Annotated in this window: 16 protein-coding genes; 6 read left to right on the top strand and 10 right to left on the bottom strand. The window is 73.3% G+C overall.

Annotation, left to right across the window (positions count from 1 at the left end; all coding sequences use genetic code 11):
• Positions 1 to 35: 35 nt before the first annotated feature.
• On the bottom strand, positions 36 to 767 hold the full coding sequence (locus QNO09_RS09905) for a VIT1/CCC1 transporter family protein (RefSeq protein WP_283969721.1): 732 nt from the start codon (positions 765 to 767) through the stop codon (positions 36 to 38).
• Positions 768 to 982: 215 nt separating this feature from the next.
• Between QNO09_RS09905 and QNO09_RS09900 the strand changes: the two genes are divergently transcribed.
• The 6 genes from QNO09_RS09900 to QNO09_RS09875 are packed head-to-tail and all read left to right on the top strand — an operon-like array spanning position 983 to position 7,759.
• Entirely contained in the window at positions 983 to 1,990 is a 1,008-nt protein-coding gene (locus QNO09_RS09900) for an ADP-ribosylglycohydrolase family protein (protein WP_283969720.1), read from the top strand.
• Complete coding sequence (locus QNO09_RS09895) at positions 1,987 to 3,225, top strand: ADP-ribosylglycohydrolase family protein (protein ID WP_283969719.1); 1,239 nt, start codon at positions 1,987 to 1,989, stop codon at positions 3,223 to 3,225. Before QNO09_RS09900 ends, QNO09_RS09895 begins: the two co-directional genes overlap by 4 nt.
• Positions 3,226 to 3,232: 7 nt before the next feature.
• A complete protein-coding gene (locus tag QNO09_RS09890) occupies positions 3,233 to 4,402 on the top strand; it encodes an ADP-ribosylglycohydrolase family protein (RefSeq protein WP_283969718.1) in 1,170 nt (389 codons plus the stop codon).
• A complete protein-coding gene (locus tag QNO09_RS09885; RefSeq protein ID WP_283969717.1) occupies positions 4,390 to 5,751 on the top strand; it encodes an ADP-ribosylglycohydrolase family protein in 1,362 nt (453 codons plus the stop codon). Before QNO09_RS09890 ends, QNO09_RS09885 begins: the two co-directional genes overlap by 13 nt.
• Positions 5,748 to 6,947: a CaiB/BaiF CoA transferase family protein gene (locus tag QNO09_RS09880; RefSeq protein WP_283969716.1), complete on the top strand. Its 1,200-nt coding sequence runs from the start codon at positions 5,748 to 5,750 to the stop codon at positions 6,945 to 6,947. The genes QNO09_RS09885 and QNO09_RS09880 overlap by 4 nt, the downstream gene beginning before the upstream one ends.
• On the top strand, positions 6,944 to 7,759 hold the full coding sequence (locus tag QNO09_RS09875; RefSeq protein ID WP_283969715.1) for an HpcH/HpaI aldolase/citrate lyase family protein: 816 nt from the start codon (positions 6,944 to 6,946) through the stop codon (positions 7,757 to 7,759). The genes QNO09_RS09880 and QNO09_RS09875 overlap by 4 nt, the downstream gene beginning before the upstream one ends.
• Positions 7,760 to 7,822: 63 nt before the next feature.
• Here the strand turns inward: QNO09_RS09875 and lgt are convergent, their stop codons facing one another.
• The 9 genes from lgt to QNO09_RS09830 form a co-directional block, all read right to left on the bottom strand.
• Positions 7,823 to 8,785 carry a prolipoprotein diacylglyceryl transferase gene (lgt, locus tag QNO09_RS09870; RefSeq protein ID WP_283969714.1) on the bottom strand — a complete coding sequence of 321 codons (963 nt, stop codon included), beginning with the start codon at positions 8,783 to 8,785 and terminating at the stop codon, positions 7,823 to 7,825.
• A gap of 84 nt (positions 8,786 to 8,869) precedes the next feature.
• Positions 8,870 to 9,643, bottom strand: coding sequence for a DsbA family protein (locus tag QNO09_RS09865; RefSeq protein WP_283969713.1), 774 nt, complete (start codon positions 9,641 to 9,643; stop codon positions 8,870 to 8,872).
• 86 nt (positions 9,644 to 9,729) lie between these two features.
• A complete protein-coding gene (gene trpA / locus QNO09_RS09860) occupies positions 9,730 to 10,548 on the bottom strand; it encodes a tryptophan synthase subunit alpha (RefSeq protein ID WP_283969712.1) in 819 nt (272 codons plus the stop codon).
• Positions 10,545 to 11,828, bottom strand: coding sequence for a tryptophan synthase subunit beta (trpB, locus tag QNO09_RS09855; RefSeq protein ID WP_283969711.1), 1,284 nt, complete (start codon positions 11,826 to 11,828; stop codon positions 10,545 to 10,547). The genes trpA and trpB overlap by 4 nt, the downstream gene beginning before the upstream one ends.
• A gap of 56 nt (positions 11,829 to 11,884) precedes the next feature.
• On the bottom strand, positions 11,885 to 12,103 hold the full coding sequence (gene trpM / locus QNO09_RS09850) for a tryptophan biosynthesis modulator TrpM (protein ID WP_283969710.1): 219 nt from the start codon (positions 12,101 to 12,103) through the stop codon (positions 11,885 to 11,887).
• 22 nt (positions 12,104 to 12,125) lie between these two features.
• On the bottom strand, positions 12,126 to 12,935 hold the full coding sequence (gene trpC / locus QNO09_RS09845) for an indole-3-glycerol phosphate synthase TrpC (RefSeq protein ID WP_030848367.1): 810 nt from the start codon (positions 12,933 to 12,935) through the stop codon (positions 12,126 to 12,128).
• A 139-nt stretch (positions 12,936 to 13,074) separates the two neighbouring features.
• A complete protein-coding gene (locus QNO09_RS09840; RefSeq protein ID WP_283969709.1) occupies positions 13,075 to 13,509 on the bottom strand; it encodes a DUF2752 domain-containing protein in 435 nt (144 codons plus the stop codon).
• A 91-nt stretch (positions 13,510 to 13,600) separates the two neighbouring features.
• Positions 13,601 to 13,852: an HGxxPAAW family protein gene (locus QNO09_RS09835; RefSeq protein WP_283969708.1), complete on the bottom strand. Its 252-nt coding sequence runs from the start codon at positions 13,850 to 13,852 to the stop codon at positions 13,601 to 13,603.
• A 311-nt stretch (positions 13,853 to 14,163) separates the two neighbouring features.
• The gene (locus QNO09_RS09830) at positions 14,164 to 14,805 is read right to left on the bottom strand and encodes a TIGR02234 family membrane protein (RefSeq protein ID WP_283969707.1); all 642 of its coding nucleotides are present in this window, start codon (positions 14,803 to 14,805) and stop codon (positions 14,164 to 14,166) included.
• Positions 14,806 to 14,824 lie beyond the last annotated feature (19 nt).

Genomic DNA, 14,824 nt, shown 5'->3' with positions numbered 1-14,824 from the left:
TACTTATGCGGCCCCTCGCATAGATCCGAGCCGCGCTATCCTACGGCCGTTCCGAACAAGGTGCCCAGGGCGTACGTCACACCGGCCGCCGCCGCTCCCAGGAGCAGTTGCCGCAGCCCGCTGTACCACCAGGTGCGCGCCGTCACCTTGGCCACCACCGCGCCGCACAGGAAGAGCCCGAGCAGCGCCAGCAACACGGCCGGCCACATGCTGCTCGCCCCCAGCAGATACGGCAGTACGGGAATCAGCGCGCCCAGCGCGAAGGAGCCGAAGCTCGACACCGCGGCCACGGTGGGCGAGGGCAGATCGCCGGGATCGATGCCCAGTTCCTCGCGGGCGTGGATCTCCAGGGCCTGCTCGGGGTCCTCCGACAGCTGCCGGGCCACCTCACGGGCCAGTCGCGGCTCGACGCCCCTCGACTCGTACAGCGCCGCGAGCTCGGCCTCCTCGTCCTGGGGGTGCTTGCGCAACTGGCGCCGCTCCACGTCCAGCTCGGCCTCGACGAGCTCGCGCTGCGAGGCGACGGAGGTGTACTCGCCGGCGGCCATCGAGAAGGCGCCGGCGGCCAGGCCCGCGAGTCCGCTGAGGACGATGGTGTGCTGACCGACCGCCCCGCCCGCGACGCCCGTCATCAGTGCGAGGTTGGAGACGAGGCCGTCCATCGCTCCGAACACCGCGGGACGCAGCCAGCCGCCGTTCACATCCCGGTGGGTGTGGTTGTCCCGGTGCGCCTCGTGCAGCGTCGCCTCGGTGTCGATGATGGCCATGGAAGATCCCCACTCCCCGTTCTTTGGACAGATTCCAGAGTTCTACAACCCCCAAACTACGCCTCGAATTTCCCCCTCGCCAGCAAGGAAAGGCTGCGCTAACCTGCGGTTTTACCCTTGAACGCTCACTTGATCATTGTCGCGCGCAGATGTCGACCGGGTGATGCTGAGGCGCATGAGGCTCGGCTGGGTCACCTGAGGGGGACACATGCCGTATGGCACCGATCGCCTGCATCCCCTCCGTCCCGGCGCCCGGGGACGCCGCCGGACTCCGCGCACGGGCGCGCGGAGCGCTGCTGGGCCTGGCCGTCGGTGACGCGCTCGGCGCCCCGGCCGAGAACATGAAGCCCTCCGAGATCCGGGCCCGGTGGGGCCGGATCACCGGGTACGTCGCCGAGAAGCCGGCGGGCACCGACGACACCGAGTACGCGATCTTCTCCGGCCTCCTCCTGGCCCGGCACGGCTCCGCACTCATGGCGGCCCACGTGGAGGCGGCCTGGCACGAGTGGATCGCCGATCGCGACGAGGGCCCCTTCCGGGGCGCCGGCTTCAGCGAACGCGGCACCCTGGAGAACCTGCGCCGGGGCCTGGCCGCCCCGATCTCCGCCCAGCACCGGCATGCCTGGAGCGACGGGCTGGCCATGCGGGCGGCCCCCTTCGGGGTGTTCGCCGCGGGCCGCCCGGCGGAGGCGGCCCGACTGGTCGCGATCGACGGCTCGGTGAGCCATGACGGCGAGGGCATCTACGGCGGCCAGGCGGTGGCGGCGGGGGTCGCGGCGGCGATGGCCGGCGCCCCCTCGACCGCGGTGGTGGCCGCGGCCCTCGCGGTCGTCCCCGACGACTCCTGGACGGCCCGCAGCCTGCGCCGCGCGGTGACGGTCGCCCACCGCGGCGAACGCGCGGTCCGCTCCGCGGTCGTCATCGGCGGCTACCCCTGGACCGATCTGGCCCCCGAGGCGGTCGCCCTGGCCTTCGGCGCGTACGCGGCGGCGGACGGCGACTTCGAGCAGGCGGTCCTGACCGCGGTGAACATGGGCCGCGACGCCGACACCACGGCGGCGGTGGCGGGGGCCCTGGCGGGTGCGACACAGGGCGTGTCGGCGATCCCGCGGGCCTGGGCGACCCCCATCGGCCCGGTCCACGGCAGGTGCCTCCCGGCGATGGCGGGCTACCACGTCCTGGACGTGGCGGACCTGCTGACGCCTGCGGAGGTTCTCTCATGACGACGTACGAAGCGCCGGCCGCCGACGGTGAGGCCGCCCCACGGGAGACCAGGGCCCTTCGGGTAACGGTCACGAGCGGTGCACGGGCGGCAGACAAGAGCGCCGAAAGCGACACCGAAGCCGGGAAGAGGACCGAAGGCCTCCTGCTCGGACTGGCCGCCGGGGACGCCGCGGGCTGGCCCGCCGCCCGCCACAGAGCCGCCCGCATGCCCGACTGGACCCGCCGCCTCACCCGCGAACTGGACACCTTCGCCGAACAGAACGCCACCACCACCCTCCCTGTCCCCATCGCCCTGAACCAGCCTCCGGAGCCCCTCCGCCTCGGCCCCTCCGACGACGCGGAATGGGCGGCCTTCGCCGCGGAAGCACTCCTGCGCGCCGGCGACGACACCGTCCTGAACGACCTCAGCCGCGAACGCCGCACCCGCGCCGCGATCGACCTCACCTGGAACGCGCTCGCGAGCGAGGTCGCCGCGGCAGCGGACCGTGCCCCCGAGATCGAGTCCGCCGTCCTCCCTCTGCGCGCCCGCATCTCCGTCCGTGCCGGCCTGGGCAACCTCGCCACCGGCCTGCGCCCGCCCGCCACCGGGCACGACAACCCGCACTACTTCGACGACGCCGCCTGCGTACGCGCCTGTGTCCTGGCCGTGGCCCACCCCGGCGACCCCCGCTCCGCCGCCGACCTCGCCGAGTTCGACGCCCGCTACACCCAGGACGGCGACGGCGTCCACGGCGCCCGCGCCATGGCGGCGGCACTCGCCCTCGCCCTGGCCGGCGCGGACGTCGACGCCTGTGTCACGGCGGCCCTGGCCGAACTCCCCGAGGAGACGGAGATCGGCCGCAACGCCCGGCACGCCCTGGAACTCGCCACTGCCGCGGACGGCGCCTTCGCCCTGGTCCCGCCCCTGGAGCACCAGATCGTCGACCACGTCTACAGCTACGGCATCGCCGCCGCCGAAACCGTCCCGGTCGCCCTCGCCCTGGCCACCGCCGCCCGCGGCCGCATCGCGGAGGCGCTCCCCGCGGCGGCCTGCCTGTCCCGCGTCGCGGACTCCGCCCCGGCCCTCGCGGGTGCCCTCACCGGCGCCCTGGGCGGCGGCGCGTCGATCCCCGCCTCCTGGCGGGACACCTGCCGCACCCTCTCCGGCTGCGTCCTCCCCCGCCTGACCGGCACGGACCTCGTGGAACTCGCCGAACTCCTGGAAGCCGTCCAACCGGCCCGCCCGGGTGGATGATGCGGCCATGCAGCCCAAACCACACCAAAACGCCACTCTGGACGAGCGGATCACCGGAGCGCTGGTAGGAGCAGCGGTCGGCGACGCGCTCGGCGGTCCCGTCGAGGGCTACTCACCCGAGCAGATCCTCGAACGCCACGGCGGTCGCGTCCACGGCATCGTCGGCCCCTGGCACGGCGACGACTGGCGCACGGCCCGCCCCCTCGCCCCCTACCACAAGGGCGACGGCCACGTCACCGACGACACTTTGATGACCCACGCCCTGGTCCGCGTCTACGCCCGGGTCCGCGACCACCTCGACGCCTACGCGATCGCCGACCACCTGGTCCCGGACCTGATGACCGAGCCGCGCTGGATCCCGGAACTGGAGACGCGGGCCCTGCCCCTGCAGCGGATCTTCCTGGCGGAGAAGTGGCTGGTGACACGGATCCACTACGGCCATGCCGACCCGCGCGAGGCCGGCACCGGCAACATCGTCAACTGCGGCGCGGCGATGTACACGGCCCCGGTCGGCCTGGTCAACGCGGCCGACCCGAGGGCGGCGTACGCCGAGGCCCTGGACATCGCCGGTGCACACCAGTCGTCGTACGGCCGTGAGGCCGCGGGCGTCCTGGCCGCCGCGGTGGCGGCGGCGTGCACCCCCGGCGCGACCCCGGACTCGGTGGTCTCGGCCTGCCTCTCCCTGGCGAAGGACGGCACCCGGACCGCGATCGAGCGGGTCTGCGAGGAGGCGTCCCGCCACCCGGACTTCGAGTCGGCACTGCGCCCGCTGCGCGAGGCCGTGGCCCCCTACGACACGGTGGGCCCGGACTACCGCGCCCCCTCGCTCGGCGCCCGCCGGCCGTCCCGCCTCCACTCCATCGAGGAACTCCCGGTCGCGCTGGGCCTGTTGCTCGTGGCGCGCGGCGACTACCGCCACACGGTCCTCGGCGCGGTGAACTACGGCCGCGACTGCGACTCCATCGCCACGATGGCCGGCGCCCTGGCCGGCGCCCTGGGCTCCCCGGTCCCGGAGGACTGGGCCAAGACGGTCGCGGAGGCGAGCCGTCTGGACCTGTGGGAACCGGCGGCCACCCTCACCGCCGTGACCCGCGAGATCTTCACCCGCGACGTGGCTCGCCGCCGCGCCCACGAGCAGGCCTTCGCGTCCCTCGGAGGCCGGGAATGCTCCGACTGACCTGGATCCAGCCGGAGGACCTGATCGGCCATGAACTCCGCCAGGCGGCCCAGGACGGACGCGAGCCGAAGCACGTCGCAGCACGCTGGCGAGCGGCAGGCGGCCCGCAGGCTCCGGCCGCAGCGGGCGCGTCCCCCACCCCGGCCTCCCGCTCCCTGCGCCGGCTGGCGAAGGACCTCCTGGACGAACTGGCCGACCTGCCCAGCGCGTTGGCCGACGACGAACCGACCGACCTGGCGAGGATCAAGGCCGCCTGCCCCGACTGGCCCGGACCCGCGGGCCCGGGGGCCACGACCCCGCAGCACCTCGAAGCCGCCTGGCTCGGCCGCGCCACCGGCTGCCTGCTGGGCAAACCCGTCGAGAAGCTCCCCCTCGACGCCATCCGCCGACTCGCCCGGGCCTCCGGAAACTGGCCCCTCGCCGGCTACTTCACCGCCCGGGGCGTCCCCGAGGAACTCCTGAGACGCCACCCCTGGAACCGCCGCTCGGCGCACACCTCCCTCGCCGAGAACATCGACGGCATGCCCGAGGACGACGACCTCAACTACCCCCTGCTCAACCTCGTCCTCCTCCAACGCCACGGCAGGGCCTTCACCTCCACGGACGTGGCCCGGACCTGGCTCGACGAACTCCCCGCCGGCCGCACCTTCACCGCCGAGCGCATCGCCTACCGCAACCTGCTCTGCGGCCTCGAACCCCCGCACACCGCCCGCCACCGCAACCCGTTCCGGGAATGGATCGGCGCCCTGATCCGCGCCGACATCCACGGCTGGACCAACCCCGGCGACCCGGCCGCGGCCGCCGAACAGGCCCACCGGGACGCCACCTTGACCCACACCGCCAACGGCGTCTACGCGGCCATGTTCGCGGCGGCCGGAATCGCCGCCGCGGCGACCGGCGCACACGACGTCCACACCTGCCTGCGGACCGGCCTCACCGTCGTCCCACCCCGCTCGCGCCTGGCCCGGGCCGTTCGCGAGGCCGTCCGGCTGGCGCACGAGCACGAAGACTTCGACACGGTCGTCGACGCACTCCACGCCCGCCACGCCGACACCCACCACTGGGTGCACGCCGTCCCCAACACCGCCCTGATCGCCGCCGCCCTCACCCACGCGAACGGCGACTTCGCCGGCTCCGTCTGCCGTGTCGTGAGCGGCGGCTGGGACACCGACTCCAACGGCGCGACGGCCGGCGGCATCGCCGGACTGCTGGCAGGGCACCCCGGGGCGCTCCCCGACCGCTGGACGGCGCCCCTGAAGAACCGGCTGTCGACATCCGTCGGCGACTTCAACGGCATCGGCTTCGACACCCTCGCCCACCTCACGCACCGGGAGACCCTCCGCCCATGACCGCGCCCACGACCACGCCCCTCAGCGGCCTGCGCGTCCTCGACCTGGCCACCCTCTTCGCCGGCCCGATGGCCGCCACCCTGCTCGGCGACTTCGGCGCCGAGGTCGTCAAGATCGAGCACCCGAGGAAGCCGGACCCCTCCCGTGGCCACGGCCCGTCGAAGGACGGCGTGGGCCTGTGGTGGAAGATGCTCGGCCGCAACAAGCGCACCATGACGCTCGACCTGTCCAAGCCCGGCGGCCGCACCACGCTCCTGCGCCTGGCCGAGACCGCCGACGTGGTCATCGAGAACTTCCGCCCCGGCACCCTGGAGAAGTGGGACCTCGGCTGGCCGGAGCTGTCGGCCGTCAACCCCCGGCTGGTCCTGGCCCGCGTCACCGGCTTCGGCCAGTTCGGCCCCTCCGCGCACCGCCCCGGCTTCGGGACCCTCGCCGAGGCGATGAGCGGCTTCGCCGCGATCACCGGCGAACCGGACGCGCCCCCGACCCTCCCGCCCTTCGGCCTGGCCGACTCCATCGCGGGTCTGACGACGGCGTACGCCGTGATGACGGCGCTCGCCGCCCGCGAGCGCACCGGCGAGGGCCAGGTCGTCGACCTGGCCCTGATCGAACCGATCCTGGCCGCGCTGGGCCCCCAGCCCCTCTGGTACGACCAGCTCGGCCACATCCAGCCCCGCACCGGCAACCGCTCCCCCAACAACGCTCCGCGCGGCGTCTACCGGACGGCGGACGGCACCTGGGTCGCCGTCTCCACGTCGGCCCAGTCGGTCGCGGAACGCGTGATGCGCCTGGTCGGCCGCCCGGAACTGATCGACGAGCCCTGGTTCGCCTCGGGCGCCGACCGCGCCCGGCACGCCGATGTCCTCGACGCGGCGGTCGGCGACTGGATCGCCGCGCGCACCCGCGCCGACGTCATGGCCGCCTTCGAGAAGGCGGAGGCGGCGGTGGCCCCGGTCCAGGACGTCCAGGACGTGATGGCGGACCCTCAGTACCAGGCCCTGGACACCATCACCACCGTCGACGACCCCGAGCTCGGCCCGCTGCGCATGCAGAACGTCCTCTTCCGGCTCTCCGCCACGCCCGGTGCGATCCGCTGGGCCGGCCGCCCGCACGGCGCGGACACCGACGAGGTCCTCACCGAACTGGGTCTGACACCGGACGACCTGACGGCACTGCGCGCGGAGGGCGCCCTGTGACGGCGTTCCCGCTCACCTGGCTGTACGCCCCGGGCGACCGTCCCGCCGTGGTGGCGAAGGCCCTCACCTGCGGCGCCGACGTCGTCGTCATCGACCTGGAGGACGCGGTCGCCCCCGACCGCAAGGCCTACGCCCGCGCCGCGACCTCCGACCTCCTCGGCAACCCGCCGGCGGTCCCGGTGCACGTCCGCGTCAACGCCCTGGACAGCCCCTGGGGCGAGCAGGACCTGGCGGCACTGGCCCCGGCACCCGGGCTCTCCGGCCTCCGCCTCCCCAAGATCACCTCACCGGCCGAGATCACCCGCGCCGCACGCCGAGCCGCTCGCGCCGACCTGTACGCCCTGCTGGAGACGGCCCTCGCCGTGGAACAGGCGTACGCCATCGCCGGCGCCCACCCGAACCTGCGCGGCATCGCGCTCGGCGAGGCCGACCTGCGGGCCGACCTCGGCGTAGGCGACGACACCGGCCTCGACTGGCCCCGCTCCCGGGTGGTCGTGGCAGCCCGGGCCGCGGGGCTGCCCCCACCGCCCCAGTCCGTCCACCCGGACACCCGCGACCTGGACGGGCTGGCCGCCTCCTGCGCCCACGGCCGCGCCCTGGGCTTCCTCGGCCGCGCCGCGATCCACCCCCGGCAGCTCCCGGTGATCGAACGCGCCTATCTGCCCACCGAGGCGGAGATCGAGCGGGCGGAGACAGTGCTGAAGGCGGCCGCCGAGGAGCGGGGCGCACAGGCCCTCCCGGACGGCCGCTTCATCGACGCGGCGGTGGTGACGGCGGCCCGGCGCACCCTGTCCCTGGCCGACCGCCGCTGACACGCCGAGAGCGCCCGGGAACCATCCCCCGGGCGCTCTCGCACCGTCACACAGGACAGGCCGTCAGGTCTTCTTCCCCGACCCGGCCTCGTTCCTGTCCGCGTCCGCCTCGGCCTCGTCCGCGACCCGGTCGTCCTCGCCGGCGGCCGCCTCGTCCTTGCCCGTCTCATCGGAGGTCCCGCCGCCGTCGGCGTCATCGCCGGAAGCCGAAGCGCCGGGCTCCACGACGTCCTCCCGCCCGGGCCGCTTCTTCGACGACACCACGAGGTACGTCACCGCGAGCAGGAACACCAGGATCGCGGTCCACACGTTCAGCCGGAGACCCAGGATGTGGTGGGCGTCGTCGACCCGCATGTACTCGATCCACGCCCGGCCGGCGCAGTACGCGGCGACGTACAGCGCGAACGCCCGGCCGTGTCCGAGGCGGAAGCGGCGGTCCGCCCAGATGACCAGGAACGCCACGCCGACGCACCACAGCGACTCGTACAGGAACGTCGGGTGGTATGTGCCCGGCACCCGGCCGTCCGAGGAGGAGGTGATCTCCAGGGCCCACGGCAGGTCGGTGGGCTTGCCGTACAGCTCCTGGTTGAACCAGTTGCCCCAGCGGCCGATCGCCTGGGCGAAGGCGATGCCGGGTGCGATGGCGTCGGCGTACGCGGGCAGCGGGATACCGCGGCGGCGGCAGCCGATCCACGCGCCCACCGCGCCGAGTGCGATGGCGCCCCAGATGCCGAGGCCGCCCTCCCAGATCTTGAAGGCGTCCACCCAGTCACGGCCCTCGCTGAAGTACAGCTCGTAGTCCGTGATCACGTGATAGAGGCGGCCGCCGACCAGACCGAAGGGCACGGCCCAGACGGCGATGTCGGCCACCGTGCCGGTCCGCCCGCCTCGGGCGATCCAGCGTTTGTTGCCGAGCCAGACGGCAACGAAGACGCCGATGATGATGCAGAACGCGTAACCGCGCAGCGGAATGGGGCCGAGGTACAGCACCCCGCGCGACGGGCTGGGAATGAAGGCAAGTTCCATGGCAAGGTCGACGCTACCGTGCCGCACCGGGGGCGCGGTGGGCAGCCCGGCTACGGGTCCATAACGGGGGCGTGAGAACAGCTCTTACCCCTGGTTCGCCTCCAGCACCATCTGCTTCAGCTTGGCCGGGGTCATCGTCTGGTCCTGGTAGATGTTCTTGCCGTCGAACAGCACGGTCGGCGTGCCCGAGAAGTCGCCCTTGTCGAAGGCCTGGTCGGACTTGGCGACCCAGCCGTTGTGCGTGCCCTTCTCGACGCAGGCGCGGAAGGCGGGGGTGTCCAGGCCGTCGACCTTGCCGGCCAGCTCGATCAGTCTGGCGTTGTCCGCGTAGGCGTCGTCGACCTCCGAGGGCTGGTTGTCGAAGAGCACGTCGTGGTACGCGGGGAACTTCCCGGCGTCCTGGGCGCAGGCCGCGGCGTTGGCCGCGTTGCGGGAGCCGGTGCCGCCCATGTTGCCGTCGATGAGGGTGACCAGGTGGTACTCGGTCCTCAGCTGTCCCGCGTTCGTCAGCTCGTGGATCACCGGGCGGTACGCCGTCTCGAAGGACTTGCAGGCCGGGCAGCGGAAGTCCTCCCACACCGTGAGCGTGGACTTGGCGCTGTCCTTGCCCACCGGGATGGCCAGGCCGTCCTTGCCCTGGGCTCCCGAGGGCGCCACGACCGGGCCCGAGGCCGCGCTGTCGTCCTTGCCGGCGTTGGCCGCGACGACGCCGATCACCGCCGCGAGTCCCAGGACGGCGACGACGGCCCCGCCCACGATCAGCGCGCGCCGGCGCTTGTCCGCGGACTTCTGCTTCTCGCGCTCGACCGCCAGCTTCTCCCGGGCGGTGCGCTTTCCCTCACGGTTCTTCTCGCTCACACCCCGGAAACGAACCGGGGAGGCGCACCGCGCCTCCCCGGCCCCAGGTCCACCCGTACGAGGGACCTGTATGACTTCCGGGTTCCTCACACCTGTCCGCGCACGCCCTTCGCGAGGTCGCCCGCGAGTGCGCGCACGGCCTCGACACCGGCCGCGTCGTCCGGTGCGTCCAGCATCGCCTTGACGAAGGCGGAGCCGACGATCACGCCGTCGGCGAAGCCCGCGACCTCGGCGGCCTGGGCGGGCGTGGAGACGCCGAGCCCGACGCAGACCGGCAGCTCCGTTCCCGTGGCCCGGGTGCGTTCCACCAGGTTCTGGGCCTGCGAGCTGACGGTGGCGCGGGTGCCGGTGACGCCCATGAGGGAGGCGGCGTAGACGAATCCGCTGCCGGCCGCGGTGATCCGCGCGAGCCGTTCGTCCTTGCTGCTGGGCGCCACGACGAAGACGGTGGCCAGACCGTGCTTCTCCGCGTGCTCCCTCCACCCCTCCGACTCCTGTACGGGCAGGTCGGGCAGGATGCACCCGGCGCCGCCCGCCTCGGCGAGCTCGGCGGTGAACCGCTCGACGCCGTAGCGGTCGATGGGGTTCCAGTACGTCATGACGAGGATCGGCTTGCCGGTGGCCCGGTGGGCCTCGCGGACCGTGCGCATCACGTCGGCGATCTTCACGCCGCCGCGCAGGGCGATGTCGTCGGCGGTCTGGATGACGGGACCGTCGAGGACGGGGTCGCTGTGCGGCAGGCCGACCTCGACGACGTCGGCGCCGCCGTCGATGACGGCCTTGATCGCGTCGATGCCGCCGTCCACGGTCGGGAACCCGGCCGGGAGGTAGGCGATGAGGGCGGAGCGCCCTTCGGACTTCGCCGCGGCGAGGGTGTCGCTCAACAGCTGGATGTTCCCGCTCACTTGGCGTCCCCTTCGATCTCGGCGGTGCCGGAGGCGTCCTCGGCGACCTCGGCGTCGGTGTCGTACAGGCCGAAGTAGCGGGCGGCGGTGTCCATGTCCTTGTCACCGCGGCCGGAGAGGTTGACCACGATCAGCCCGTCCTTGCCCAGTTCCTTGCCGACCTCCAGGGCGCCGGCCAGCGCGTGGGCGCTCTCGATGGCCGGGATGATGCCCTCGGTGCGCGAGAGCAGGCGCAGGGCCTGCATCGCCGCGTCGTCGGTGACCGCGCGGTACTCGCCGCGGCCGGAGTCCTTCAGGTACGAGTGCTCCGGGCCGATGCCCGGGTAGTCCAGACCGGCCGAGATCGAGTACGGCTCGGTGATCTGGCCCTCCTCGTCCTGGAGGACGTAGGAGCGGGAGCCGTGCAGGATGCCGGGCTCGCCGGCGGTGAGGGTCGCGGCGTGCTCGCCGGTCTCGACGCCGTGCCCGGCCGGTTCGCAGCCGATGAGGCGTACGCCGGTGTCCGGGATGAAGGCGTGGAAGAGGCCGATGGCGTTGGAGCCGCCCCCGACGCAGGCGACGGCCGCGTCGGGGAGGCGCCCGGCGCGCTCCAGGAGCTGGCGGCGGGTCTCGACGCCGATGACCCGGTGGAAGTCGCGGACCATCGCCGGGAAGGGGTGCGGTCCGGCGACGGTGCCGAAGAGGTAGTGCGTGTGCTCGACGTTGGCGACCCAGTCGCGGAAGGCCTCGTTGATGGCGTCCTTCAGCGTGCGGCTGCCGGACTTCACGGCGATGACCTCGGCGCCGAGCATGCGCATGCGGGCGACGTTGAGGGCCTGGCGACGGGTGTCGATCTCGCCCATGTAGATCGTGCACTCGAGACCGAAGAGCGCACAGGCGGTGGCCGTGGCCACGCCGTGCTGGCCGGCGCCGGTCTCGGCGATGACCCGGGTCTTGCCCATGCGCCGGGTGAGCAGGGCCTGGCCGAGGACGTTGTTGATCTTGTGGGAGCCGGTGTGGTTCAGGTCCTCGCGCTTGAGGAAGACCCGGGCGCCTCCGGCGTGCTCGGCAAACCGGGGCACCTCGGTGAGCGCGGAGGGGCGGCCGGTGTAGTTGACCAGGAGGTCGTCGAGTTCCCTGGCGAACTCCGGGTCGTGCTTGGCCTTGTCGTACTCGACGGCCACCTCGTCGACGGCTGCGACGAGCGCCTCCGGGATGAACTTGCCGCCGAAGGCCCCGAAGTAGCCCTCGGGGTCGGGCGTCTGACCCTCGGGGTCGGGGATGAAGAACTGACTGGACATGCGAATACCTCACGGTGAGTGTGTCGGATGCACGGTCGCCGTGGGGGCGGGGATGGTCAGGCGGCTGCGGGCCGTTCGTGGCTTGTCGCGCAGTTCCCCGCGCCCCCTACGGGGCGCTGCTGCCATCGCATGCCGTTGACCTGCCCTGGTTCGTCACCGATGACGTACCGGACACGGCGGCCGTGGACCCGGCGGGCCGGGGCGCGGCAGCCGCGGGGGCGGCAGCCGCGCGCGAGGCGGGCGTACCGGTCCACGGTCGTCAGGGTGGCAGTCATCGGGGCCAAGCCTAGCGGGTGATCAGCTCCGGCCGTGCCGGAGCGCGGGGTGCTCGCCGGCCGCCACCAGGTCGGAGACCGCCGTCCTGGGGTCCTTGCCGGTCACGAGGGACTCGCCGACCAGGACCGCGTCGGCGCCGGCGTTGGCGTACGCGATGAGGTCGTGCGGGCCGCGGACGCCGGACTCGGCGATCTTGATGATGTGGTCGGGGATCTCCGGCGCCACCCGCTCGAAGGTGCCGCGGTCGACCTCCAGGGTCTTGAGGTTGCGCGCGTTGACGCCGATCACCCGGGCGCCGGCGTCGACCGCCCGCTCGACCTCGTCCTCGTCGTGGACCTCCACGAGCGGTGTGAGCCCGATGGACTCGGCGCGCTCGATGAGGGACTCCAGGGCGGGCTGGTCCAGGGCGGCGACGATCAGCAGCACGACGTCGGCGCCGTAGGCGCGGGCCTCCCACAGCTGGTACGACGTGACGATGAAGTCCTTGCGCAGCACGGGGATGTCCACCCGGGCGCGGACCGCCTCGAGGTCGGCGAGCGAACCGCCGAAGCGGCGCTCCTCGGTGAGGACGGAGATGACGGCCGCGCCGCCCGCCTCGTAGTCGGCGGCGAGTCCGGCCGGGTCGGCGATCGCGGCCAGCGCGCCCTTGGACGGGCTGGAGCGCTTGACCTCACAGATGACCTTGACGCCGTCGCCGCGCAGTGCGGCCGCGCCGTCCTTGGCCGCGGGAGCCTTCGCCGCGCGCTCCTTGAGCTCGTCGAGGCTGACGCGCGCCTGCCGCTCCGCGAGGTCGGCACGGACTCCGTCGATGATCTCGTCGAGCACACTCACGCGAGCGGCCCCCTTCCAGACGCTTGACAGTTCCAGCGACCGATCGAAAACCGATGGTCACTGCGATGGTATCCGCAGCCGGGCGCAGGCCTCACATCCGGTTGACGCCGGTCCCACTAGCTGGACATCCGCCAGACGATCAAGGGTGAAGCCAGCCACCGAAGGGCAGGTTCCGGACAACGGTGAAGACCAGCAGCAACGCTCCGAGGCTCCACACCAACCCTGGGCGGGGGTCGATCCGCAGCGGGCGCCCGCGGGCCGCGTACACCACCCATACGGTCCACAGCGCGGCGAACCCCAGAAAGCCGAGGGTCGCGAGCGCGTTGGCCTGCAGCGCCGTCAGGACGTCACCGTGGACGAAGGCGTGCGCGCTGCGCAGTCCGCCGCAGCCGGGGCAGTAGAGGCCGGTGTAGCGCAGCAGCGGGCAGGCGGGGTAGTGGCCGGGTTCGTTCGGGTCCACGGCGCCCACGTAGGCGAAGGCGGCGGCTACGGCCCCGAGCACCCCGGCGGGGACGGCCAGCCGGCCCGGGACGCTGGACGTCACCCCTCGGCTCTCGGCGTTCACGGTATGCATTGTGCCCCGCACACGCGTGAGGGGCGGCTCCGGCACCCGTGTGCCGGCCGCCCCTCACGTGAGGACGTGCTCCGCGGATCGTGCCGCGGGGTCAGCTCCCGGCGCCGGCCGGCTCGCGGTCGCCCGTGGTGCGGTGCGGCTGCTGCGCCTCCTTGGGCTGGCCCAGGCCCATCATCCGCATGATGGCGCCGACGACACCGCCGAGCAGCACGACCACCATGCCCGCCCAGAAGCCCACCGGCTGGTCCATCACCATGAACGCGCCCGCGACGCAGAAACCGATGAAGGCGATGATGACACCGGTCCAGGCGGCCGGGGTGTGACCGTGGCTGCTGCCCGCCATTGCTTGCTCCTCGTTGCTGTGTGCGTGTCTGAGCAGGACGCTCGGGGCCATTGTCGCGCACGCGCGCCCGCGGGGTGAGCGGGGGTGCCTCCCGGTCCCCCGTGTGGGCTCAGGGGTCCTTTCACTATGAGCGTCCGATCAGGTCGCGTGGTCTGGTGCCGTGCATCGCAAGGCGCCGGAAGGCCCTCGATGGGGGTCCCCCCGCTCGAGCGAAGCCGAGAGTGGGGGAGGAGCTCCGAGGGCCTTCCGGCAACGCGGCGAGGTGCGGTGCCAGGCCGCGCGACCCGGACGGGGCATAGTGAAAGGACCCCTCAGGCCCCGGTCGGGTCCTCGCCGCGGTCGAGTGCCTTCCACAGGTCCTCGGGCCGGTCGGGGTCGGCGGCGGGGGCCTTGCGGCGCGGCTGGGGCGTGCCGCCGCGTTCGTAGCGGCCGGACATGGCGGGCCACAGCCGTCCGTAGCGCAGGGCGAGCAGCCCGGCCAGGAGGATCAGCGCACCGCCGACGACCGCGACGTACGGCCACGCGGTGTGGCCGAGGGCGTCGACGGAGGCCGAGGTGTCGCCGGAGGCCCGGGCGGCCTGCTCGTCGAGCGCGGAGCCGTCGGAGGCGCCGAGCAGGGCCGCGACGACGATGCCGGCGCCGGAGAGCGCCAGCAGCCCGGCGACGACGAAGCGGCCGGCCCGGCGGACGGCGAAGACGGCGACGAGCGCGGCGAGGCCCACTATGGCGAGCGCCGCGGGAACGCCCGTGACGTCGCTGCCCTTGGCGGTCAGGGGGAAGGCGCCACCGGCCACCGTCGCGGTGCCCTGCGACCATTGCTGCCGGGTGGCGAGCAGCGCCACGGCCGCGCCGAGCGCGCCGCTCAGCAGCGCGACGGCGAGGCTCAGGCGGCCGGCCCGGGCGGATCCGGGGGCTTCGGAACGGGGGTGAGGTACAGCAGTCACGTACCCCACTATCGCCTGAACCCCGGGC

The sequence above is a fragment of the Streptomyces sp. 378 genome (genome assembly GCF_030124145.1).
In the GTDB taxonomy this organism is placed as follows: Bacteria; Actinomycetota; Actinomycetes; order Streptomycetales; family Streptomycetaceae; genus Streptomyces.
This window is presented reverse-complemented; position numbering and strand designations above follow the sequence as displayed.

What these genes read in the sequence shown, in the direction of transcription:
- QNO09_RS09905 (WP_283969721.1), bottom strand. Translation starts at nt 767, where the DNA reads ATGGCCATCATCGACACCGAGGCGACGCTGCACGAGGCGCACCGGGAC.
- QNO09_RS09900 (WP_283969720.1), top strand. Translation starts at nt 983, where the DNA reads ATGGCACCGATCGCCTGCATCCCCTCCGTCCCGGCGCCCGGGGACGCC.
- QNO09_RS09895 (WP_283969719.1), top strand. Translation starts at nt 1,987, where the DNA reads ATGACGACGTACGAAGCGCCGGCCGCCGACGGTGAGGCCGCCCCACGG.
- QNO09_RS09890 (WP_283969718.1), top strand. Translation starts at nt 3,233, where the DNA reads ATGCAGCCCAAACCACACCAAAACGCCACTCTGGACGAGCGGATCACC.
- QNO09_RS09885 (WP_283969717.1), top strand. Translation starts at nt 4,390, where the DNA reads ATGCTCCGACTGACCTGGATCCAGCCGGAGGACCTGATCGGCCATGAA.
- QNO09_RS09880 (WP_283969716.1), top strand. Translation starts at nt 5,748, where the DNA reads ATGACCGCGCCCACGACCACGCCCCTCAGCGGCCTGCGCGTCCTCGAC.
- lgt (WP_283969714.1), bottom strand. Translation starts at nt 8,785, where the DNA reads ATGGAACTTGCCTTCATTCCCAGCCCGTCGCGCGGGGTGCTGTACCTC.
- trpB (WP_283969711.1), bottom strand. Translation starts at nt 11,828, where the DNA reads ATGTCCAGTCAGTTCTTCATCCCCGACCCCGAGGGTCAGACGCCCGAC.
- trpM (WP_283969710.1), bottom strand. Translation starts at nt 12,103, where the DNA reads ATGACTGCCACCCTGACGACCGTGGACCGGTACGCCCGCCTCGCGCGC.
- QNO09_RS09840 (WP_283969709.1), bottom strand. Translation starts at nt 13,509, where the DNA reads ATGCATACCGTGAACGCCGAGAGCCGAGGGGTGACGTCCAGCGTCCCG.
- QNO09_RS09835 (WP_283969708.1), bottom strand. Translation starts at nt 13,852, where the DNA reads ATGGCGGGCAGCAGCCACGGTCACACCCCGGCCGCCTGGACCGGTGTC.